Annotated in this window: 18 protein-coding genes; 4 read left to right on the top strand and 14 right to left on the bottom strand. The window is 54.6% G+C overall.

Going from position 1 to position 21,286, the window contains the following annotated elements; all coding sequences use genetic code 11:
• Positions 1-57: 57 nt before the first annotated feature.
• Complete coding sequence (locus tag F1E05_RS06235; protein ID WP_150047474.1) at positions 58-1,203, bottom strand: GlxA family transcriptional regulator; 1,146 nt, start codon at positions 1,201-1,203, stop codon at positions 58-60.
• 3 nt (positions 1,204-1,206) lie between these two features.
• Here F1E05_RS06235 and F1E05_RS06230 point away from each other — a divergent pair, with 3 nt between their 5' ends.
• Both F1E05_RS06230 and F1E05_RS06225 read left to right on the top strand, forming a co-directional pair.
• A complete protein-coding gene (locus F1E05_RS06230) occupies positions 1,207-1,995 on the top strand; it encodes a sterol desaturase family protein (protein WP_150047473.1) in 789 nt (262 codons plus the stop codon).
• A 48-nt stretch (positions 1,996-2,043) separates the two neighbouring features.
• Positions 2,044-2,775 (top strand): class I SAM-dependent methyltransferase, encoded by a 732-nt coding sequence (locus F1E05_RS06225; protein ID WP_150047472.1) that lies wholly within the window; start codon positions 2,044-2,046, stop codon positions 2,773-2,775.
• A gap of 177 nt (positions 2,776-2,952) precedes the next feature.
• Here F1E05_RS06225 and F1E05_RS06220 read toward each other — a convergent pair whose 3' ends face one another.
• From F1E05_RS06220 to F1E05_RS06210, 3 genes are all read right to left on the bottom strand, one after another.
• Positions 2,953-3,363, bottom strand: coding sequence for an ExbD/TolR family protein (locus tag F1E05_RS06220; RefSeq protein WP_150047471.1), 411 nt, complete (start codon positions 3,361-3,363; stop codon positions 2,953-2,955).
• Between the two features lie 9 nt (positions 3,364-3,372).
• Complete coding sequence (locus tag F1E05_RS06215) at positions 3,373-4,038, bottom strand: MotA/TolQ/ExbB proton channel family protein (protein ID WP_150047470.1); 666 nt, start codon at positions 4,036-4,038, stop codon at positions 3,373-3,375.
• A gap of 170 nt (positions 4,039-4,208) precedes the next feature.
• Positions 4,209-5,015 (bottom strand): energy transducer TonB, encoded by an 807-nt coding sequence (locus tag F1E05_RS06210; protein WP_150047469.1) that lies wholly within the window; start codon positions 5,013-5,015, stop codon positions 4,209-4,211.
• Positions 5,016-5,221: 206 nt separating this feature from the next.
• Here F1E05_RS06210 and F1E05_RS06205 point away from each other — a divergent pair, with 206 nt between their 5' ends.
• Positions 5,222-7,111 (top strand): potassium transporter Kup, encoded by a 1,890-nt coding sequence (locus F1E05_RS06205; protein WP_150047468.1) that lies wholly within the window; start codon positions 5,222-5,224, stop codon positions 7,109-7,111.
• Positions 7,112-7,162: 51 nt separating this feature from the next.
• On the opposite strand, the gene F1E05_RS06200 is transcribed toward F1E05_RS06205, so the two are convergent.
• Together F1E05_RS06200 and F1E05_RS06195 are read right to left on the bottom strand one after the other, a co-directional pair.
• Positions 7,163-7,660 carry a hypothetical protein gene (locus tag F1E05_RS06200; RefSeq protein ID WP_150047467.1) on the bottom strand — a complete coding sequence of 166 codons (498 nt, stop codon included), beginning with the start codon at positions 7,658-7,660 and terminating at the stop codon, positions 7,163-7,165.
• Positions 7,661-7,760: 100 nt separating this feature from the next.
• Positions 7,761-8,633: a fumarylacetoacetate hydrolase family protein gene (locus F1E05_RS06195; RefSeq protein WP_150047466.1), complete on the bottom strand. Its 873-nt coding sequence runs from the start codon at positions 8,631-8,633 to the stop codon at positions 7,761-7,763.
• A 138-nt stretch (positions 8,634-8,771) separates the two neighbouring features.
• On the opposite strand from F1E05_RS06195, the gene fae reads away from it, so the two are divergent.
• Positions 8,772-9,323, top strand: coding sequence for a formaldehyde-activating enzyme (fae, locus tag F1E05_RS06190; RefSeq protein ID WP_150047465.1), 552 nt, complete (start codon positions 8,772-8,774; stop codon positions 9,321-9,323).
• Between the two features lie 60 nt (positions 9,324-9,383).
• Here the strand turns inward: fae and F1E05_RS06185 are convergent, their stop codons facing one another.
• From F1E05_RS06185 to F1E05_RS06150, 8 genes are all read right to left on the bottom strand, one after another.
• Entirely contained in the window at positions 9,384-11,069 is a 1,686-nt protein-coding gene (locus F1E05_RS06185) for a BatD family protein (protein WP_150047464.1), read from the bottom strand.
• A gap of 99 nt (positions 11,070-11,168) precedes the next feature.
• Positions 11,169-12,608 carry an efflux transporter outer membrane subunit gene (locus F1E05_RS06180; protein WP_150047463.1) on the bottom strand — a complete coding sequence of 480 codons (1,440 nt, stop codon included), beginning with the start codon at positions 12,606-12,608 and terminating at the stop codon, positions 11,169-11,171.
• Between the two features lie 5 nt (positions 12,609-12,613).
• Positions 12,614-15,772, bottom strand: a complete 3,159-nt coding sequence (locus F1E05_RS06175; RefSeq protein ID WP_150047462.1) for an efflux RND transporter permease subunit — start codon at positions 15,770-15,772, stop codon at positions 12,614-12,616.
• Positions 15,773-15,786: 14 nt separating this feature from the next.
• Positions 15,787-16,902, bottom strand: coding sequence for an efflux RND transporter periplasmic adaptor subunit (locus F1E05_RS06170; protein WP_150047461.1), 1,116 nt, complete (start codon positions 16,900-16,902; stop codon positions 15,787-15,789).
• A gap of 266 nt (positions 16,903-17,168) precedes the next feature.
• Entirely contained in the window at positions 17,169-19,076 is a 1,908-nt protein-coding gene (locus F1E05_RS06165) for a VWA domain-containing protein (protein WP_332095531.1), read from the bottom strand.
• The gene (locus tag F1E05_RS06160) at positions 19,052-20,038 is read right to left on the bottom strand and encodes a vWA domain-containing protein (RefSeq protein ID WP_150047460.1); all 987 of its coding nucleotides are present in this window, start codon (positions 20,036-20,038) and stop codon (positions 19,052-19,054) included. The genes F1E05_RS06165 and F1E05_RS06160 overlap by 25 nt, the downstream gene beginning before the upstream one ends.
• Positions 20,035-20,496, bottom strand: coding sequence for a DUF4381 domain-containing protein (locus F1E05_RS06155; protein ID WP_150047459.1), 462 nt, complete (start codon positions 20,494-20,496; stop codon positions 20,035-20,037). Before F1E05_RS06155 ends, F1E05_RS06160 begins: the two co-directional genes overlap by 4 nt.
• A gap of 322 nt (positions 20,497-20,818) precedes the next feature.
• Entirely contained in the window at positions 20,819-21,124 is a 306-nt protein-coding gene (locus F1E05_RS06150) for a DEAD/DEAH box helicase family protein (protein ID WP_232056797.1), read from the bottom strand.
• Between the last annotated feature and the right edge of the window lie 162 nt (positions 21,125-21,286).

Below are 21,286 nucleotides of genomic sequence, written 5' to 3'. Positions count from 1 at the left end.
CCGCTCCGCCGCGTTTGCACGGGAAATCCGGCGGTTGCCGGACGCGCTCGACTATCCTCAGGGCATGACTCCCGGGTCCGCTTGGCCGCGCAACGACAGACGCAGACTTCGAAACCGCTTGCGGTATTGGGCCGGCGTCAACATCACCCGGCGCTGGAACAAGCGATTAAAAAATCCGGCGTCTTCGTAGCCCACGTCGAAAGCGATGGTTTCTACCGGCAAATCGCCGGCTTCCAACATTTGTTTGGCTTCCTCCAAACGGAGCGTGTGTACGTATTCCAGCGGCGATAATCCTGTGGCGGCTTTGAAGCGCCGATTGAAGCTACGCTCGCTCAAACCGCTTAACTTGGCCATCGCGGCTACCGGTGCAGCGGTACGGTAATGTTCGGCAATCCAGGTTTGACAACGGGCAATCAGCGCGTCGTCGACCTGGCGGGTACGCGCCAATCTGGCATAGGGTTGCTGGCCGACGTGGTGCCAATCGATTAAGTTGAGCTTGGCAACCTGCATCGCCGCTTCCACCGATACCAGTCTGGCAATCAAAAACAATGCCAAATCCAGCCAGGAGGTGCCGCCGCCGGCCATGACCAGACGCTGGCCGTCGCCGGAACACACCAGGGAACGGCGGCTATGCACCTTGACCTGCGGAAAACGTTGACTCAGGACCGGACAATAAGCCCAATGCGTGGTGGCATCGTGTCCGTCCAGCAGCCCGCCTTCCGCCAGCAGCATTGTGCCGGAACAAGCGGTGGCCAAAGTGGCGCCTGCCGCATAGCGCCGTTTTAACCAGTCCACTTCCCGATCGAATAACCCGGTCAGAGGCTCTCCGGGCGGAATGTTGACTTCCGGAACGCAGATTACCGCCGCGTCCGGGCAGTCCGCCAGAGCATAGTCCACCGGTATCGGAATGTCGTTGCAGACTTCCACCGGCCCAGGATCCGCGGAAACGATCAGCGGTTGCAGCAGTTGCGGGCCGGGCCGGCCGCTGACGATGAGCGGCCAATCCCGCCCGACCGACATGAATAAATCGTACATGCCGAAAATGACCGAGGCGCTGCTGGCCGGAAACGCCAGTATGGCTACCGGCAACGGCGAAGCATCCGGGCCCGTGGCCGAATCGTCCGGTTTGGCGCCGAAACGCCGTTGGTCCGTTTTGCCGCAAAGAGCTATGTTAACGCCCGTCCGTAATTCTTTAGGATTCATGCCATGCCCACTCCGCTCGAATTGTTGCTAGACCCTGTCTCGCTTACCCTGTTTGTCATGTACGGCCTACTGATGCTGGCCGAAGCCTTGCGTCCGGCCAAAGCGCTGCCGGCGGTACGCGGCTGGCACTGGCGCGGCCTATGCGCGTTCTTTTGTTTTTGGTTATTATCGTCTTACTTGCCGCTGATCTGGAACGATAGTTTGCAAGCTCATACGCTGGCGGATCTGCGCGGCTTGGGCGACTGGCCGGGCGCCTTGCTGGGCCTACTGCTGTATCAATTGGGAGTATACCTGTGGCATCGGGCGATGCACGCCAGCCCTTTGCTGTGGCGCAGTTTCCACCAATGGCACCATAGTGCGGAACGCCTGGATTGTTACGGAGCCTTTTGGTTCAGCCCGCTGGATATGCTGGGCTGGACTGCGTTGAACAGTCTTACCTTGATCTGGCTGATAGGCATCACCCCGCAAGCGGCCGTTTGGGTACTGTACGCCACTACCTTTTTCAGTATCTTTCAGCATACCAACATCCGCACCCCGCGCTGGCTGGGGTATTTCGTACAACGTCCCGAAAGCCATTCCCTGCATCATCAACAGGGCATCCATGCCGGCAACTACGCCGACCTGCCGTTGTTGGACATTGTGTTCGGTACGTTTAAAAATCCGCGCGGCTTCGCCGATCGAACCGGTTTTTATCCGGGTGCCTCGGCACGTCTATGGGATATGTTGCTGATGCGCGACGTCTCCGGTCAACAAATCCGGCCACGCGCTCAGGGCCGGATCAATGTGGGCTAATCCCCCCTTCCACTACCGCAACGATTACCGTTTAACCCGAGAAACAGCATGTCCACCGTTAACGATCATTATGCCCTGCACCTAGCCCCGATATATGTTTGGATGGCCGGCGGCGCCCAAGCCGCGCTACAAGCGGGTAGCGACGACATCGCCTCGCTGTCCGCCCTGTTGCCGCGCACCGGCCGCGTCGTCGATCTGGGAGCGGGATTCGGCATGCACAGCATTCCTTTGGCCCAAGCCGGCTTTCGGGTTACTGCGCTGGATACCTCGAAGTTACTGCTGGAAACGCTGAGCCAACTGCGCGGCGATTTGCCGATTTTAACCGTCAACGACGATTTATTGAATTTTCGAAATTACATAGCCGAGCCGCCGGCGGCGGTATTTTGCCTGGGCGACACGCTCACCCATCTGCCGTCGACGACCGCCGTACAAACGTTGTGCGAACAGCTTGCCGTAGCACTAGCGGAAAACGGGGTTTTCGTGGCTAGCTTTAGAGACTATTCCCTGCCGTTAACGGGCGAGCGGCGTTTCATTCCGGTTCGTAGCGACGCCGATCGCATCCTGACCTGTTTTTTGGAATATCAGCCGGAAACGGTATGGGTGCACGATATTCTGCACGAACGCCGGGATGATCACTGGCATACCCGGGTCAGCCATTATCCTAAACTAAGGCTGGCACCCGGGCAATTGGGCAAGTGGCTGAAAGCCAAGGGTTTTGCGGTAACCTTCGCCCCAGGCCCGCGCGGCATGCAACAGCTAACGGCTAAACGCCTGCCATAGCCCGCGGATCAAGCACGCATTCGGCTTGCGCCGCTACCGGCGGCGAGACTCGCCGAGCCGGTCCAGCCAAGCAATCCGCCCGCAGACTAATCGCAGCATTTGCTTTGCCTGAACGTTAAGAATTCGTTGCGTGTGTATGTCGGGCCCGAATGACCAGGCCTACGGCCCGTTCAAAAATTATTGCTCTAGCGTAACAAAGGCCAGTTTGGAGATGCCCGCGTGCTGAGCGGCTGCCATGACTTCGGCCACCTTGCCGTAGGTTACCGCTTGGTCGGCGTAAATATGCACAGTTAACTCGGAATTGGCTGCCAATTCTTTCTGCAACGCTGCTTCCAGTTCGGGCAAGTTGGCTACAACCGCCTTGTTGAGGGTGATGCCGCCTTGAGCATCTATACCGAGCTGCATAGGTTGCTTGTCGATATCCGGCGTGGTGGATTCGGTCTTGGGCAGCGCCACGTTCACCGATTGCGTCAATAACGGAGCGGTAACCAGTAAAATAATCACCAACACCAACATCACGTCAACCAGTGGCGTAACGTTAATCTCGCTTACCGCTTCGTCGTCATCCGATTGTGTTTTGAATCCCATAAACGTTGCTTACTCCTTGTTGTTCCCGTTGCCGAAAGCGATATGCAAGAAACCGTCGACGAAATGTTCGAGCGAAGCCCGATGATGTTTGGCGCGGCGGATGAAAAAGTTATAGGCCAATACTGCCGGAACTGCAACTGCGATACCGATAGCGGTTGCCACCAAGGCATCGCCGATAGGGCCGGCCACCACGTCAAGACTGGCCGAACCGCTAGCACTGATGTCGTGCAAAGCATGCATGATACCCAACACGGTGCCGAATAAACCGACGAACGGCGCCGTGCTGCCAATGCTGGCCAACATGGTCAAGCCGCTTTCCATCTGCCTTTGTTCTTGCTCGGTTTGCTTACGCAGGGCTTGTTCCAGCAAATCCTGCGGCGCGCCGCGGAATTTTAACGCGGCAGCGGCAACCGGATCGCGCCATTCACTCAGCCAGGAAAAACCGCAAGACGCTATCCTCGCTTTGGGGCCGCGCTGAGTTTCGGCAGGCAATTGTTCGGCTGCTTTCAGGTCTACCGCATCCCAAAACGCGCTGCTGAAGCGCTTGTTGTATTGAGTATTCCTGGCGAATTGCCAAGTCTTAAAGAATATCAAGGTCCAAGTGATCAACGAGAACACCAGCAATGTGTACAGAGTGCCATCGATGATGAAGGCAGGTGCAACATGAAAAGGCATTAAAACTCTCTCCTAAGTAATTTCTATAAAAAAATGCCGGCTAATTCTGTCTGATTCGGCCGCACAAGCTTGCAAATACGGTTCTTTGCAAGCTTAACAAAATCAAAATTTCCAAATGCTGATTTTGGCCGCGCCTCCCTGCCGGCGGAAACGATTGCGCCGACATAACCTCAGTCGCGCAACGTAAAGCTGATAGGCACGATGACCGAACTTGCTACCGGGGTTTCGCCGCGTTTTGCCGGGATAAACCGCCATTTTTTTACAGCTTCCACGGCAGATTCGTCCAATATCTCGTGCCCGCTGGAGGTCTCTACGCTCACAGCATCGCTGGTTCCGTCCGCCGAAACCTGCACTCTGAGCAACACTTTGCCTTGCCAGCCGCGGCTTTTAGCTATCGGCGGATAGTATGGTTTGGGATTGTGGGCATAGTTGGCCCGGTAGTTCGCCTCGGTAAAAGTCGGCTGACTACTCGATGGCGCACTAGTGTTGGTGCTACTAGTCGCCGGACTATTACTGGCGCTACTAGTGGTTGCAGGCTCCGCCGGGGCGGCAACCGGTTCGGCCGCGGGTTGCGGTGCAAAATCGGCCGGCTTTTGTACAACAGGCGGCGGTTTTTTTACCGGCGGCTTAGGCAGCGTTTTTTTCGGCGGGGTAGGCTGCTTTGCTGCAGGCGGTGGCGGCGCAGGCTTTGGCGGAGCCACTTGGGGTTGGGGGGCCGGGATGACGACCATGGATACTTCCATGACTAACGGCTTGGCTTCCGTCAGCGTTTCGACGGGTTTATACAGCCAGGTCAATAACAATACATGCACCAGCCCCACCAACAAGGTCAGCAGAACCCACATATTCCTGGGACGTTCCTCGCCGCGCAAAAACGCGTGAAAACGGGATTTCCCGACAATCTCGGAAGGACTGCCGCCCAATGTCAACGTGGCGGGGCCGGACAAGCCGTCGTCCCTGCCATTGAGAAAAAACATATCAATCATGTAAGAAACGGATGGAAACGATTCTCATTTTACGGGATAAACCCATCGACTGTCAGGTTTAAAAAACATCTCTTTACAATTTCCTAATTCGAACAAAATGCCGCGGCATTTTTTATCCATAGCCGCCGATAAATTCGCGGTAAAAATTGCTGCCTGTGGCATAATTTCCACAACTGTCTCATTTTTGCAGATACCGTATGCCCGCAAGTTTTCCTGACTCGGCCAAATTGCCGCTAACCGGCTTGGCCTATAGCGCAATCGGTGTGGTATTTGCCGATATTGGCACCAGCCCTCTTTACGCGCTGAAAGAGGTATTCGCCGATAGCAATTTACCGGCAGACCCTCAACACATATTGGGGGTGCTCTCGTTGATCTTTTGGGCCTTGGTGCTGGTGGTCACCAGCAAATACACGATTTTCATCATGCGGGCCAACAACAAAGGCGAAGGTGGCATTATGGCCTTGATGGCCTTGGCCTCGCAAGCTTGCAAAACCAACCCGGAACGCAAGAAGCTGGTCGTCACGCTGGGGCTGCTGGGCGCGTCCTTATTTTACGGCGACAGCATCATCACCCCGGCGATATCCGTACTCGGTGCGATGGAAGGCATTAGCGTCATTTCACCGAAACGGGAGAATTTGATTGTCCCCCTATCCCTGTTGCTTATTGCCGGTTTGTTTATTCTGCAACTCAAGGCCAACCGGCAAATCAGCCGTTATTTCCCTCCCGTCATGCTAGTCTGGTTTTCGACCCTGGCATTTCTAGGCGTCGCCAATATCGTTCATCACCCCGAAGTCTTAGCCGCCTTGAATCCCAGCTATGCGGTACGTTTAATCCTGGAAACCGGCTGGACCAGCTTTGTGATTATGAGCGCTATTGTGCTGGTGATTACCGGCGCGGAGACCTTGTATGCGGACATGGGGCAATTCGGCTTGAAGCCGATACGGCTGGCTTGGTTCGGCCTGGTTTTTCCGGCGTTATTACTGAACTATTTCGGCCAGGGCGCATTGCTACTGGACAATCCCGGCGCGGCAAGCCACCCCTTTTATCTGCTAGCCCCGGCTTGGGCGCGCTATCCCTTGCTCGGCTTGGCGGCATGCGCCGCGTTAATCACCTCGCAAGCCGTCATTTCCGGCGCTTTTTACGTGACCCGACAAGCCGTGCAGCTGGGCTATTGCCCGCGCATGGAAATTTTCCATCCGTCCCGCAACAATGCCGGGCAGATCTACATTCCATCGGTCAATTGGTTATTGATGGCCTCGGTCGTCATCGTCATTCTAAGCTTCAAAACCTCGTCGGCTCTGGCATCGGCTTACGGCATCGCCGTAACCGGAACGATGATAGTCGACACGGTACTGGCTTATACGGTTTTTCAGATCTTATGGCAGTGGGGCAAATTCAGCAGCATCGGCTTTATGTCGATCTTTTTACTGATAGACATGATCTTCCTGCTGTCCAACAGCTTGAAAATTCCGACCGGCGGCTGGTTATCGCTGGTAGTGGCTGCCGCACTGTACGCTTGCATGACCACTTGGATCATGGGCAAAGAAATGTTGGCCAAATATTTGGAAGAACGCCGGGTGTTATTCGAAGAATTGCAGCAGCAACTCAGCGAACACCCGCTGGCCAAAGTTCCGGGAACCGCAATCTACATGGCTCGCAGCTTGCACGGCGTACCGCAAGTCTTGTTGCACAATCTGGAACATAACCACGTGATGCACGCCAAAATGGTGGTATTAACCATAGTGACCAAAGAGGAACCCTACGTAGACGAAGCGCACCGCGTTAAAATTCGCGAATTCGGCGACAGCGGCCACTTTTACAGAGTGAAATTATATTTCGGTTTTCAGGAAGAACAGGATGTGCGGCGCGCCTTGCAACTCTGCTGCAACGAGGGGCTGGAAATCGACTCTAAAACCGTCTCGTTTTTCGTCGGTAGCGAACGGCTGTCTTTCCGGCGAAACAACCCAATGCCGGGCTGGCGCAGGTCGTTGTTCAAATTTTTAACCCACAATTCGGCCAGCCCTATCGCATTCTTCAGAATTCCGGTCGACAAGGTGATAGAACTGGGGATTCGCATCGAACTTTAGCCGTCGGCAAAACGGCTAAAGCCTTGCGCCCGCACGGGGTAGCGGGCTATCTCAATCTTTACGGTGGCGATGTTGCTGATTGCCGCCGTGATTTCCGAAACCTTCGCCGCCTCGTCTACGCCCGGCTCCGGCCCTATCGCCGCCGTTAGCCTGCCAGTCGCGCTCTAAGCCCGAACGGTCTTGCCGCCAGGAACGATTGCTGTTGCGCATGTTTTCCAAGGCATCCGCCGAGCCGAAATTTCCGGACCACTGCTTGCCGCCGCGGCCGCCTCCACCATTATGCTGATGACCATCGTGGCGATCCCTATCGCGTCCGCCGCCACGGTGCCCGTGCCAATCGTGATGCCCATGCCCCCCGCCGCCATAGCCGGGCACCACATAGGTTTCCCGGTATTGAATGACTCCACCGGGTTGGTAATAAGACGGGGAGTCATAATAACCGCCCCCACCGTAGCCGTAACTCGAATATCCCCGGTGATAGCCCGCAGGCGCACAGCCAACCACAGCTGAAGCCGCCAAAGTAAGCATCAATAGTGTTGTGGTTTTCATAACGACCTCTAGGCCCTGCCTGTTTTATCGAAACCGGATATTAGGATAGCGAATGCTCACTTAATCGACACTTAACTGGAAAGCGATGTGCAAAAACGTTTCAGGCCACGAAAAAATCTTGCGGTTCGGCGACCACCGGATTGACCAACGCACCTATGCCTTCGATTTCCACCCGCACGGTTTGCCCCGGCTTTAAATAACCGCGCGGTTTCATTTTTACCCCGACTCCGGCCGGCGTCCCGGTCGTTATCACGTCGCCCGGTTCCAGTGTCATCGCCTGGCTCAGATAGGCGATCAATTCGTAACCGTTGAAAATCATCTCGCCGGTATTGGCGTTTTGCCGCAACTCGCCGTCCACCCAGGTTTTCAAGTTTAATTGATGCGGATCGGCAATCTGGTCGCAGGTGACTATCCAGGGCCCCATCGGTCCATGAGTATCGAACGACTTACCCAGCGTCCAAGTCGGCGAACGGTGTTGCCAATCGCGGACGGTTACGTCGTTGCAGATCGTAAAACCGGCGATAACGCTAGGCGCGTCGCCGGCCGAAACGTTGCGGCAACGCCTGCCGATGACGATGCCTAATTCACCCTCGTAATCGACCTTATCGGAAACCGCCGGGCAATGAATCGCTGCCCCGGTACCGATCACGCAAGTACTTTGTTTGGTAAAAAAGGTCGGGTATTCCGGCTTTTCCAGCCCGGTTTCGCCCACGTGATCCGGGTAATTCAACCCTACTCCCAAAAACTTGCCCGGACGCAACACCGGCGCCAACAATTGCACCTCGGCTAACGGGTGCCTATTCTCCCCGGAATCGATCAGGGCCTGCAATGCCGTCAACGCCGGCCGGCCGGCTTGTAACAACTCCGGCATGGATCCTGCGCCGTCGACCGCCCCAGTCGCCGCAACCACGCTGTCGCCGACCACGGCACCGACCCAAATTCTAGCGCCGTAGGAATATGTCGCCAATTTCATCGTTTGCCTTTTCACCTATATTTAAATCGCCATTGTATCGTACCGGCGGCGCGCATCGCCGAAGCCGCAAGCCTATCCATGCCGCCGCCGACACTCAGCTAAAAATCGTTATTCGTAACCATCATCCAGGAGATAAAAATGTCAGATTCGTATTGGTTCAGAACAGGGGAAGCAACGGTATTTTCCAGCGAAGGGCAAGGTACCGACGCGATGCCGGAAATTTTAATCGGCGACGTAAAAGGCCCGGCCGGGCATGCCTTCGCCAACTTGATGGGACAAACCGCCGGACATACCCGCATGTTTGCGATTCGCGCCTGCAATCAACAGGTGCGTCCCGCAACCATTATGGTGCCTAAAGTGACCATCAAATCGTCGGACTACGTCAACCTACTCGGCGGCCCGGTCCAGTCGGCCGTGGCCGATGCGGTGATCGACAGCGTGGCCGAGGGCGTCATCCCTCGGCTGCAAGCCAACGAACTCTGCATCATCGCGATGCTCTGGATAGACCCTTCCTGCGCCGGCAATCCCGACTTGGACCGCAAAGACTTATACCGCACCAATTACGAAGCGATGAAACTGGCGATTCAACGCGCCATGAGCAATTCGCCCAGCATAGACGAGCTCATCGCCAACCGGCACAAAATTTTCCACGAAATGTACGACCCGGAGACCGGCGAATCCCAGTGGTAAATGCCTGATAAAGCGTGCAAAGCGCCTGACATTCTATTGCCAGGCGCCGGCCCGTTTCGCTCACAACCGGTATAAAGGCTCCAAGGTTTGCGGCGGCGGCGCGCGATCCGGCTGTTTGCCGTGCTGGGCAAAGGCCCGCTCCAAGGCGTGCGCGTCCCAATCGCCGGAATCGCCGGCGTACAAACACCGGTTTAGCTGCTTGATTTCGAGTTGGAGCGGTTGCGCGCAACAGCCGGCCAGCGCCGCCAAATTATCCACCCCGTACTGTTGCGCCCCCCACGCTAGCAACACATTTTTCGCCGCTTGGGGATCGTGTCGGCGGCAGGCATCGCGCAACGGTTTGGAAAAATCGAACAGCGGCGCCACCGGCCGCGCGCTTTCGACCACGGCTTTTGCCTGCCGCGATTTAACCACTATCCGGACCAGGGTAAGCAGCCAGCCCAAGCCTAAAAACCCGGACAACCAAGGCCAGTAACCGGCATCATTAGGAATTGCGGCTGTATTCGCAGCGGCAATCGGACTATCGGGCCGGGTCGAAGCGTCTTGGGCCAAGACTTCGGCCGGCCGGGTTTGACCGCCGTCCGCGGCAACCGCCTGTATCGTCACAGCCGGCAAGCTGGCGGTCTCGGCTTTTTGCGTACGGGTATTGAACCAAACCAGTTGTAGCGGCGGCAACGTGTAACTGCCGGGCTTGCCGGGAATGTATGCGATTTTTTCCTGCCGCACAGCCGTCAAACCGCCGCTGAGTTTATCTTCTTTCAACAAGGGTTGATCCGGATAGGTTTTGATCCCGTCAATACCGTTGGATTCCACCAATTCCGGTAACTGCCCGACCGTCGTCCCGTGCGCACTCAAGGTGATGGTACGGGTTAAAGGCTCGCCGACGTTAACGCTCAGACTTTGGTCCGACCAGACTTGGCTGAGGGTTAAACTGTCCGCCGTCAGCCAGGCCGAACCTTGGTAGGTTTGCGGCACGGGTTGTACGTCCAGGACGATAGCATCGGAGCTCACTCTCCGGGTTTCGGTTGGCGCTCTATTAAAAAAGCCGTTAAAACGCGGTTGCCTGCCGCCCAATACTTCCGCGTTCAAGACTAAAGCCGGTATGGTTAATTTACCGGACTGTTGCGGAAAAATCGCATATTGCCGCTCGGTGACCGTGTAGTCCACGCCGTTTATCGGCGTCGAATAAGTACTGTCGTCTCCGAGCTTTTCCACCAAGGCGTCGTTCAAATCCGGCTCGGTTAAACTGGCCTGCGCAACTTGTACCCTGCGAAAAAATTTTACGCTAACCAGCACTTGCGATTGAACGTAAGGTGCCTGCGGAGTGGCTTGAACTTGTAAAAACAGATCCTCGCCGGCATTGTCGGCAGCCTGCGCTTGCGGGGAATCCGTCACGCTTACGCTTACGGTTTGGCTCAGATCGGCCCCAAAGGCTATCGGCGGTATCGTCAAGTCTCCGGCCCGCTTGGCCATCACGTCGAGTATCCATTGCTCTTCCCGGCTACTCTTGCCGTTGATCCACGACATATTGCTGCTGCGTTGCTGATTCAATATATCGAAATCCCGCTCCAACGGGGAGAAGTCCGGACTACCGTCCACCTGCGCCACAGCCTTGAACACGATGCGAAACGATTCGTTCAGACTGACCGGATTGCGATCCACATTCACGCGGATTTCCGCCGCAAACACCCCATTACCGATCAAGACAAACGCGCCTGCCAACCAGAAAAAACGCCATTTTTTCATCTTAGAAGCCACCGATGCTTTTATGGAAACCGTTACCCTAAACCTTCCGCCGCACCTGACCGTTGCGGCGCAAAAGCTATCCCTAGCGTGCAAACGGCGCTACTGCCATCCCCCGCCCAGCGCTTTGTACAAATTGATCCCGGCAACGTGCCGTTGCTTGGTCGCGTTGATTAACTCCAAGTTGGAGCGCAACGCGCTTTGTTGCGCGTAAAGCACCTCCAGATAGGTCGCTTTGGCGGCTTTATACAATTCGTTGGATACCTCGACCGAATGCCTTAAGGCATCGCTTTGCTGCCGTTTCAGTGCGCTGACTTGTTGCAGGTTTTTTAAGTTGGACAACTGATTCGCCACTTCGACGTAAGCGTTCAGTATGGTCTTCTGGTAATTGTACATCGCAGTCAACTGCGTCGCTTTGGCGGTGTTGAAGCGTGCTTCCAAGGCATTTTTGTTGACCAAGGGGGTGATCAATTGGCCGAATACCGAATAAGCCAAAGAAGCCGGGGATTGAAACAAAAATTCCGGATCGAAGGCTTGAAAACCGAAAGTGGCGGTAATGTTGACGTTGGGATAAAACGCGGCCTTAGCGGCTTGCAGATCGAACTGGCTAGCCTGTATGTCGAATTCCGCCGCCCGGATGTCCGGCCGGTTTTCCAGCAATTGCGACGGCACCCCGGCCGCAAGTCTGTGGTTGGGTTCGACGAAGAACACCTCTTTGCTACGCGGGATAGGTTGAGGATAACGGCCCAACAGAAAATTGATTTTGTTTTCTATTTCGGTGATGTGCTGCAAGGCGTTTTTTTCCGACACCTGGGTATTCAACACTTCCGCTTGAAATTGCTGTACCGCCAGTTCATTGGCGCGCCCGGCTTCTTTTTGCCATTTGATGACGTCTAAGGCTTCCTGTTCTTTACGTATCGTCGCCCGGATAATATCCAACTCGTGATCCAACGCCAGCAACTCGTTGTAATAGATCGCCACGTCCGCAACCAGATTGGAGATGACGAAATTTGCCGCGTCTATGCTGGACAAATAGCTGGAAGCCGCGGCGCTGCGTTGATTGCGCAGCTTTCCCCACACGTCGATTTCCCAAGACGATTGCAAGCCGACGAAAATGTCCGGCAACACCTCCGGCACGGTATTGCCGGGAGTTATATCGGTGGTAGCATTACCGGCCCCGTCCATGGTGTATTGGCCGAATTTACGCATACCGCCGCCGATAGCCAAATCGACTTTCGGCAACAAGGCCGCATTGGCCAATTTGACGCTGGAGCGCGAGGCTTCGATGCGCTGCAACGCCATTTGCAGATCCGGATTATTGGAGACTGCGGCATCGATCAAGACTATCAATTGCGGATCGGAAAAATAATCGCGCCAATCGATTTCCGCCGGGCGAACGCTGCTGCCGGCATCTTTATACCCGCTGAATTCGGCCGGCAATTCCGGTTTTTGAATGGACAATTCTGTGTCCAACTGGCTGCATGCACCGGCGGTTAACGCCAGGCAGGCCGCCGCTATAAAACGTTTTGGTTTCTGCAACATGGAAATTAAATCGTTTCGGTAAAGGGGGCTTCTTCTTTCTTGCCCTGAGGGTAGCGTCTGTCCGCGATACTCGCGAATGTCACGTACAGGCCGGGAATCACGACGACGCCGAAAATGGTGCCGAAAATCATGCCGCCGGCCGCAGCCGAACCTATGGTGTTGTTGCCGATTTCGCCGGCTCCCGATGCGAACATCAGCGGAATCAAACCGGCGACGAAGGCAAACGAAGTCATCAGAATCGGCCTTAAGCGTAAAACCCCAGCCTCTATGGCCGCTTCATACGGGTTTTTGCCTTGTTTATGCTTCAGGGCGGCGAACTCGATAATCAAAATCGCGTTTTTACCCAAAATGCCGATCAGCATGATCATGGCGATTTGCGCGTAGATATTGTTTTCCAGACCCATCAGCAGTAAAAAAAACAACGCGCCGAACACGCCTATCGGCAACGACAACAGCACCGCGAAAGGCAGCAAAAAACTTTCGTATTGCGCAGCCAGCAACAAATAAACAAACAACAAACAAATCATAAAGATGTATATCGCTTGGTGGCCGGCGTTGGCCTGATCGCGCGACGAACCGGCCCAATCGTAGCCGTAACCCTTGGGCAATTTTTGCGCCGCGACAGCCTTGATCGCCGCCAATGCCTGGCCGCTGCTATATCCCAAAGCCGGTTGGCCGTTGACCAAGGCCGAGGTGTACATGTTGTAGCGGGTGATTTGCTCGGGGCCGTAAACTTTTTCCACGCTTAAAAACGAGGAAAACGGCACCATGTGGCCGGCATCGTTTTTGATGTACAACTCCATCAAATCTTCCGGTTGAGCGCGGTATTCCGGCAAGGCTTGCACCATTACTTTATACAATTGGCCGAAGCGAATGAAATTGGTGGCGTATTCGCTGCCTATCAAGGTTTGCAGCGTGCTCATGGCATTGTCCGCCGTCACGCCGATTTTGGCGGCCTTGTCGCCGTCGATATGTAAAACGAATTGCGGAAAAGCGGCATTGAAAGTAGTAAATGCATTGCTGATTTCCGGCCTTTTATTCAACTCTTCCACAAAGGCGTCGGCGACTTTCTGCAGCTTGCCCAGATCGTCGGAACCGGTTTTGTCCAACAAGCGCATTTCGAAACCGCTGGAATTACCGTAGCCCGGCACCGGCGGCGGCGTGAAAAACTCCACACTGGCGTCTTTGATGTAACGGGTTTTTTCTTCCAACGACTTGATGATGTCTTTATCGGATGCTTGCCGCTCCTCCCAATTTTTAAGGCTGATCAGATTCATGCCGTACACGGCACCTGTGCCTTCCGACAAAATGCTATAGCCCGCCAAACTGGAAACCGACTCGACTTCGGTCAACTCCGCCGCCACTTTGCGCACCTCGTTGGATACTTTCTCGGTCCGCTCTAACGTCGCACCGGACGGGGTAGTGATATTGGCGTAAATCGTACCCTGGTCTTCTTCCGGAATAAAACCCGACGGCACCGTGGAGCCAATCAAGCCGGCACCTAGCGAAAACACCAGCAAAAATGCGAAGGTCACCAGAGTCCGGTTGCCGATCCAGGAAATAATGCGTTTGTACCGCGCCGACAAGCCGTCGTACCAACGGTTGAAACCGCCGAAAAACGTTTGCATCCGCGAGGCTTCCCGGCTGTTATGGTCGTGCAAGTTTTGCAAAAACATCGCGCACAAAGCCGGTGTCAAGGTCAAAGCGGTGACCCCCGACAGCACAATTGAAATTGCCATGGTCAACGAAAATTGCCGGTAAAACACCCCTTCCGGCCCCTCCATGAACGAAACCGGTATAAACACCGCCGACATGACCAGGGTAATAGCCACAATCGCACCGCTGATTTCCCGCATCGCGGCTTCCGTAGCGCGTTTGGGCCCCATGTGCGCGTGCTCCATTTTGGCGTGTACCGCCTCCACCACCACGATGGCGTTATCCACCACGATGCCGATCGCCAGCACCAGGGCGAACAAGGTGATCAGATTCAGCGAAAAACCCAGTAATTGCATGAAGAAAAAGGTACCTATCAAGGAAACCGGCACGGCGATAATCGGAATCACGGTGGAACGCAAGTCCTGCAAAAAGATGAACACTACCAGCGCAACCAACACGAACGCTTCGAACAAGGTTTTCAGTACTTCGTGTATCGACGCGTCTAAAAATTTGGACACGTCGTAGCTGACGTTGTAATCCATACCCGGCGGAAACGAGTTGGCTTTAATGGTCGCCATGGTGTTCTTGATGTTCTCGATCACCTCTTTGGCATTGCTGCCGGGCCGCTGTTTCAGCAAAATTGCGGCGGACGGCCTGCCGTTTTCTTTGGACAACACGTTGTAATCCTTGGAATCGAATTCAATGTCGGCAACGTCTTTCAAGCGGACGATTTCGCCGCTATCGCTGCCGGACAACACGATGTTTTCGTAACCTTCCTGGGTATTGTATTTGCCGGTATAACGCAACACGTATTGCAGGGCCTGCGCCTCTTTGCCGGAGCTTTCGCCTATCTTGCCCGGTGCCGCCTCGACGTTTTGCTCTTTCAATTTGTCGACGATTTCGTTGGCCGAAATGTTGTACATCACCAATTTGTCCGGCTTCAGCCATACCCGCATCGCATATTCGCGGGAGCCCAAAATTTCCGCGAAACCCACGCCTTCTATGCGCTTCAGCTCCTTGAGCACGTTGATATCGGTGAAATTGAACAGAAATTTTTCGTCTATGCCGGGATCGGTGCTGAGGATATTGATGTATAGCAGCATGGCGTTTTGCACCTTCTCGACGATCACCCCGGCCTTGATCGCCTCGGCCGGAAGTTCGTCCATGGCCGACGATACCCGGTTCTGTACGTTAACCGCCGCCACGTCCGGATTGGTCCCCGGTTTAAATACGATGCTAATCAAACCACTGCCATCGTTGCCGGCCACGGACGACATGTAACTCATGCCGGGTACGCCGTTGATCACCCGTTCTAACGGGGTAATCACCGCTTTGACCACCACTTCCGCATTCGCACCGGTAAACTTGGTAGTCACCGTGACTTCCGGCGGCGCAATATCCGGAAATTGGGTGATCGGCATTTGTAGCAATGAGAGTAGTCCGATCAAGGTTATCAACACCGAAATGACGATGGACAGGACCGGACGATGGATGAATTTAGAGGTCATGGGCTTGACTCCGTTTATTCGGCTTTGCCGTCCATAGGCATAACCGCCGCCAGATCGACATAAACCGGTTCGATTGCGGCCCCGTCTTTGGCGGTTTCTACACCTTCGAAAATTAATTTTTCGTCTTTGCTTAAACCGGACTCCACCGCATAAAAATCGGTAAACCGCATTTTAGGCACGATATTGCGCTGTTTTAACACGTTATTTTTATCTACCGTGAATACATAGGTTTTATCCTGAATTTCGAATGTAGATTTTTGCGGAATAATCAGCGCATTTTCCAGCTGCTTTTCTACGATAATTTTTCCGTTTGCCCCGTGTTTCAATATGGCGTCCGGATTGGGAAATCGAGCCCGAAATGCAATGTTTCCTGTTTCTTTATCGAACTCGCTTTCTATTACCTCGATTTTACCTTTGTAAGGATAAACTTCGTTATTAACAAGCCTTAAACTCACCGTTTTTATTTCCTTCTCACCACTGGAAATATAATTGAGATAATCGATTTCCGATAAATTAAAGTAGGCAAAAATCTCGTGATTATCGGAAATCGAGGTCAACATATCGCCTTCTTCAACTAGACTGCCCATTTTGTGTGGTATGCGGTTGATAATGCCATCGTAAGGCGCCTTGATCTGCGCATACGACAAATGCAAAGCCACTTGCTCTTTATGCGCCACGGCTTCTTCCACCTTGGCCTTCAAGGCATTTACCCTGGCCTGCAATACATCCAATTCCGCCTTGGAGACGATGTTTTTTTCCTGCAAATGCCTGACGTTACCGAATTCGACTTCCGCCGCCTTCAGGTCGGCTAACGCCGCTTTGTAATCGGCTTCGGCTTTTTGCAGTTCCTTTTCGAACTCCAAGTAATTCAGCGTGAATAATAATTGGCCTTTTTTGACGATCTGGCCTTCGTCCACGTAATTCTTTTCGATGAAACCTTTGATCTTGCTGCGAACTTCCACATAGCGCACCGATTGTATTTCGGCGACATATTCGCTGATATAAACCGTATCCTTCACCAACGGAGTAATCACCTGATAAGTTTCTAGTTTAAGCTTATGCTCTTGCTGCTGGCCGCAGGCCTGAACCAAAATAGCGCTAGAAATAAACAATATTTGCTGATAGTTCATATTAAATCGCGATCTGTACGAATTATATTTCGGCAGGTGCAATAGCCGGATACGGCGCTAAAACAAAACCGTAACTAATTCTATCGTTAAATAAAGGCATACCCGGTCATTAATCGGATACTAATAAATGACAGAGTGCAGTAAATCGCTCAAAAGCATGCGAACTTTACGGGCTTGCAGAGCCGTTGCAAGCGCGAGAAACCGCTTCGCTTCCGGCTTCGGCCTAAGCCGCCATGCACTCGATCGAACTGGCTCCCCATCCGGGTTCACCAATCCGGGCCGGAATACCCGGGCGGGTCGCGCTGTCCGTATTGAAACTTGAATTTTCGCCTTAACAATCCGGTCGGATCGTCCGGAATGCGTTTTAACAGCTGTTGATTGGCACGAGTCGCTTCGTCTTCGTCGCTGGCTAACGCCTGTTTTTGTCCCGAATGCCGGACTTGGTCGGGCTTAGGATTATTGGTAGGCCGCCGCGCGTCGTCCGGCAAATCCGACGACTCTTCCCGCTCAGGCTTTTTGTCCTCATCGAATTTCGCTGGATTTTCATCCGAACTCGAATTAGCAGCTTGGGCATTTAGTTCCGAGACTGCGGATTGGGGGGACGCCTGTTGGGCCTCGGCCGGTTTCGGCAGCGCGTCGGACTCTTGCCGAGAATTTTCAGCCGAAGCGCCCTCTTGTTGCCTGGAATGCGAGTCCGACGACGGCTGATCTTTCTGATCTTTCTGATCTTTCTGATCTTTCTGATCTTGCTGATCTTGCTGATCTTGCTGATTTTGTTGGTTTTGCGCTTGTTGCTGCTGCAACTGCCGTTCGACCAGTTGCTTGTTGTATTTTGCGTCGGCGTGATTGGGGTCGTGCTGCAAGGCCTGCTCGTAGGCTGTTAGCGCATCCTGCAACCGCCCGGCTTTTGCCAATGCATTAGCGCGATTGTATAGACCGTCGGCAGTTTGGACATCCTTCAGGGTATCGGCAGCCGCTTGGTACTGCCCTGCCCGATAGTGGGCCGCCGCGCGCCATTCGGGATCGGTGAAGGTCTCGGCCGCTTGCGCATACGCTTGCCGGTCGAAGGCCTGTTGCGCTTGCTGGTCCGACGTCCGCCAAAAATCCGGCCAATCCCAAGCCATCGCCGGTTTAGGCAAGGGCAGCAGAACGGCAAACGCCAAAAGCAACACACCTTTTCTGAACTGTACAGCCGCCCACGCCAAAACCGGCAGCAATAACCAAGGGCCTTTGTCGTCCCATTGCTGCAACTGCAAATCGGCTTGCGGCCCCCGCCCATCTTCGAGCGGACGATTAAACAAACGACTTAGCCGTTCCACGTCGGCGTCGTCGGCGGTGGCGGCCTGAAACACTCCGCCGCCTGCCGCCGCCAGTACCGCCAACTGATCGGTATCGGTTTTTGCGATCACGATATTGCCGCCGGCGTCTTTCAAAAAACCTCCACCGGATAACGGGATAGGTGCACCTTCCGGGCTGCCCAACGCCAGAACCGATACCGGGTAGGTGGCGGCTAACTCACGCGCTGCGGCAACGCTGTCGGCTTCCACGCCGTCGGTGGCCAATAAAATATTGCCTTGCGTCAAACCGGCTTGGCGCAACAAATCCGCACTACGCTGCAAGGCTATCCGGGTATTGCTGCCGGGACTGGGCATAATCCCGGTCGTCAACGCTTCCAGTTGACTGTTGATAGTCGCCGTATCGGTCGTCAGCGGCGTCACGGTAAAAGCGTCGCCGCTATAAACTAATAGCGCGGTTTGCCCGTCTTTACGTTGTTGCAATATATCCGCTATTTTGTATCGGGCCCTGCTCAGACGGCTGGGCTTTAAGTCGCCGGCGTCCATGGATTTGGATAAATCCAGCGCAATCACCAATGCGGAATCGTTACGAAACGCCGGCCCGGCTAAACGCTGCCAAGTCGGCCCGGCCAAGGCCAATACCGTCAACAACACCGCTACGCCATGCGGCAGCCAAGCCGCCGCATGGCGTAGCTGCGGTTGTTGCCGCAAAATGTAAGGCAAGAGTTCCGGGTCGCAAACCTGTAACCAGTCGCCGCGCCGCAACGGCCGAATACACAAGGCAAACAGCAACGCGGCCGCCGGCACTAAAGCCAGCAACCACCAGGGACGCAGAAAATGAAACTCGCTCGCCATCAAGCCGTCCTCAAGCGCAGCCACACCAAGCCCGCGACCAAACAGGCTGCGGCGGCCAACGGCCAATAGAACAAATCGGTGCGAGGCCGAAAAAATTGTTTGTCTTTTTCCACCGGCTCCAATTGATCCAATAAGCTGTATATCTGCTCCAATTCCTCGGTATTTCTAGCCCGAAAATAGCGTCCGCCGGTGGTGTTGGCGATAGCTTGCAAGGTCTTTTCGTCCAAATCGGCGGACGGGTTGACCCGCCGGGTCCCGAACAGACTGCGGACCAGCATTTCGTCGGCGCCTATGCCGACGGTATAAATTTTCAGATGGTGCCGGGCGGCAATTTCCGCGGCTTTCAGCGGCGTCAATTCGCCGGCGGTGTTGGCGCCGTCGGTCAGCAATATCAACACGCGGCTTTCGCTTTTTTCGTTTTCCAGCCGCTTGACCGCCAAACCGATCGCGTCGCCTATGGAGGTTTGCGGATCGTCTTCGGTAATGCCGATGAACGCTTCGTTCAACAAGGTTTCCACGGTTTTGCGGTCGAAGGTCAACGGCACGTGCAAATAGGCCCTGGTGCCGAACAAGACCAAGCCTATCCTATCGCCTACCCGGCGCTGCACGAAATCGCTGACGACGTATTTGGTCGCCGTCAATCTATCGTAGCGCTTATCGTTGATGACAAAATCCTTTTCTTCCATGCTGCCGGACACGTCGACTGCCAGCATCAAATCCCGTCCGCTGACGGCCAGCTCCAGCGGCTCGCCCAGCCATTGCGGCCGGGTAGCGGCTACCACCAAGCATATCCAGGCCATAACCGCCAAGCGCCAAGGCCAGGTTTGCACATTAACCACGTAACGCGGCACCCGGCTAGGCAAATCATCCAAAAACGGTACGATCAGGGCTGCCTGCTCGGCTTGCGGTTTCGGCGGCAACCACCAGCGCAGCAGCAACGGCAACGGCATCACGGCAAGTAACCACGGCCATTGAAAATTGATCATCCTTGTTTTCCCTGCTGCTTCAGCCAGCGTTCACACAAATCGAACAAAGCCGCCACGTCCACGTCCGCTAATTCCGGCCGGTAATGGGCGTCGGCCAGGCAGCGCCCCAATCCACGACTGAAAGGTGCATCCGGCAAAGAGCGGTCCAAATAGTTCAGCCATGCTTCCCCGCGCAAGCTGGCGACTTGTTCTCTTGCCCGGCCGGAAATAGCCACCCGGCGCAACAATTCGGATAAGGCGGAGACGATCGTTCGGCTATCTCCGCCTTGTGCGCGCAAGTCGTTTAATACGCGTTGAGCTTCCTTATAAACGGGCAGCCGGCGTAAACGTCTAAACCAACGCACGCCGGCCCACACAGCCAGCCCAAGCGCCAATGCGACTAACCACCAGCCGGGAGCCGGCGGCCACCAGCCGATGGTTTGCGGTAAATGAATGTCTTTTAAAGGTAGCTGATCCATGTTTTCGACGATACCCGAACAGAGTCAATCCGCCGTCCGCAACCACAGGCGGCGACCCATTGAGGACAGGATATTGATTCGACAGTTCCCTATATGCGGTCGGCACTTCATCAGGCCATTATACCTATGTCTGTTCCGCCGGATAGCCCAAGCCTTGTCCAATGACACATGAGCCTGAGCGAGGTGCTGTATTTCCAGCGTGAGATGAGCCCGGAAGCGCAAAAGTTGGGATCATGGAGGCATGATCGTGACCATACAAACTCAAGGATTAAAAACACCGGACCAAGTGCAAGCCTTTGTTTCCGCAACCAAGCCATCGCGTTTACGCTGACGCAGGAGGCTCTTGATACCATTGCTTGCGCAAGTTGGCGGGAACGGTCATTAAAATCTGCCAACGGCGTTCCGCCCAGTGCCGGGAAATCACCAAGCCGACTTCATCGGCCAGAATTACACCGCGAGAAAGCGGATTCTTGCAAGCAAACGGTGCCGCCTCGACCTGGTGCGGATTAAGGTCTACTTGGGCATCGACCAAGGTGGACGCCAACGACTCCACGCTGTCGCCCGCCGAGCGACGAGTCAACAGCCATGCGTAGTATTGGGTTTGATAGCGGGTCAAACAGTGGATCACTTTCGGTTAAGCCCTTATGCTTGATTGGCGAATTAATGTCTTTACTATGAAAGTCATAGTGGGAGCGACGCCCTCGTCGCGACGAGGGCGTCGCTCCCACAGAAAAACTTTTATTTGCTGGGGTGAATGCCGCTTTTTCATGAACGTTAGGATCATTCAATG

Origin of the sequence: Methylomonas rhizoryzae (assembly GCF_008632455.1) — a bacterium.
GTDB classification, from domain to species: Bacteria; Pseudomonadota; Gammaproteobacteria; order Methylococcales; family Methylomonadaceae; genus Methylomonas; species Methylomonas rhizoryzae.
The sequence above is the reverse complement of the archived record's forward strand: the minus strand, read 5'-3'. Positions and strand labels throughout refer to the sequence as shown.

What these genes read in the sequence shown, in the direction of transcription:
- F1E05_RS06235 (WP_150047474.1), bottom strand. Translation starts at nt 1,203, where the DNA reads ATGAATCCTAAAGAATTACGGACGGGCGTTAACATAGCTCTTTGCGGC.
- F1E05_RS06230 (WP_150047473.1), top strand. Translation starts at nt 1,207, where the DNA reads ATGCCCACTCCGCTCGAATTGTTGCTAGACCCTGTCTCGCTTACCCTG.
- F1E05_RS06225 (WP_150047472.1), top strand. Translation starts at nt 2,044, where the DNA reads ATGTCCACCGTTAACGATCATTATGCCCTGCACCTAGCCCCGATATAT.
- F1E05_RS06220 (WP_150047471.1), bottom strand. Translation starts at nt 3,363, where the DNA reads ATGGGATTCAAAACACAATCGGATGACGACGAAGCGGTAAGCGAGATT.
- F1E05_RS06215 (WP_150047470.1), bottom strand. Translation starts at nt 4,038, where the DNA reads ATGCCTTTTCATGTTGCACCTGCCTTCATCATCGATGGCACTCTGTAC.
- F1E05_RS06210 (WP_150047469.1), bottom strand. Translation starts at nt 5,015, where the DNA reads ATGTTTTTTCTCAATGGCAGGGACGACGGCTTGTCCGGCCCCGCCACG.
- F1E05_RS06205 (WP_150047468.1), top strand. Translation starts at nt 5,222, where the DNA reads ATGCCCGCAAGTTTTCCTGACTCGGCCAAATTGCCGCTAACCGGCTTG.
- F1E05_RS06200 (WP_150047467.1), bottom strand. Translation starts at nt 7,660, where the DNA reads ATGAAAACCACAACACTATTGATGCTTACTTTGGCGGCTTCAGCTGTG.
- F1E05_RS06195 (WP_150047466.1), bottom strand. Translation starts at nt 8,633, where the DNA reads ATGAAATTGGCGACATATTCCTACGGCGCTAGAATTTGGGTCGGTGCC.
- fae (WP_150047465.1), top strand. Translation starts at nt 8,772, where the DNA reads ATGTCAGATTCGTATTGGTTCAGAACAGGGGAAGCAACGGTATTTTCC.
- F1E05_RS06185 (WP_150047464.1), bottom strand. Translation starts at nt 11,069, where the DNA reads ATGAAAAAATGGCGTTTTTTCTGGTTGGCAGGCGCGTTTGTCTTGATC.
- F1E05_RS06180 (WP_150047463.1), bottom strand. Translation starts at nt 12,608, where the DNA reads ATGTTGCAGAAACCAAAACGTTTTATAGCGGCGGCCTGCCTGGCGTTA.
- F1E05_RS06175 (WP_150047462.1), bottom strand. Translation starts at nt 15,772, where the DNA reads ATGACCTCTAAATTCATCCATCGTCCGGTCCTGTCCATCGTCATTTCG.
- F1E05_RS06170 (WP_150047461.1), bottom strand. Translation starts at nt 16,902, where the DNA reads ATGAACTATCAGCAAATATTGTTTATTTCTAGCGCTATTTTGGTTCAG.
- F1E05_RS06160 (WP_150047460.1), bottom strand. Translation starts at nt 20,038, where the DNA reads ATGATCAATTTTCAATGGCCGTGGTTACTTGCCGTGATGCCGTTGCCG.
- F1E05_RS06155 (WP_150047459.1), bottom strand. Translation starts at nt 20,496, where the DNA reads ATGGATCAGCTACCTTTAAAAGACATTCATTTACCGCAAACCATCGGC.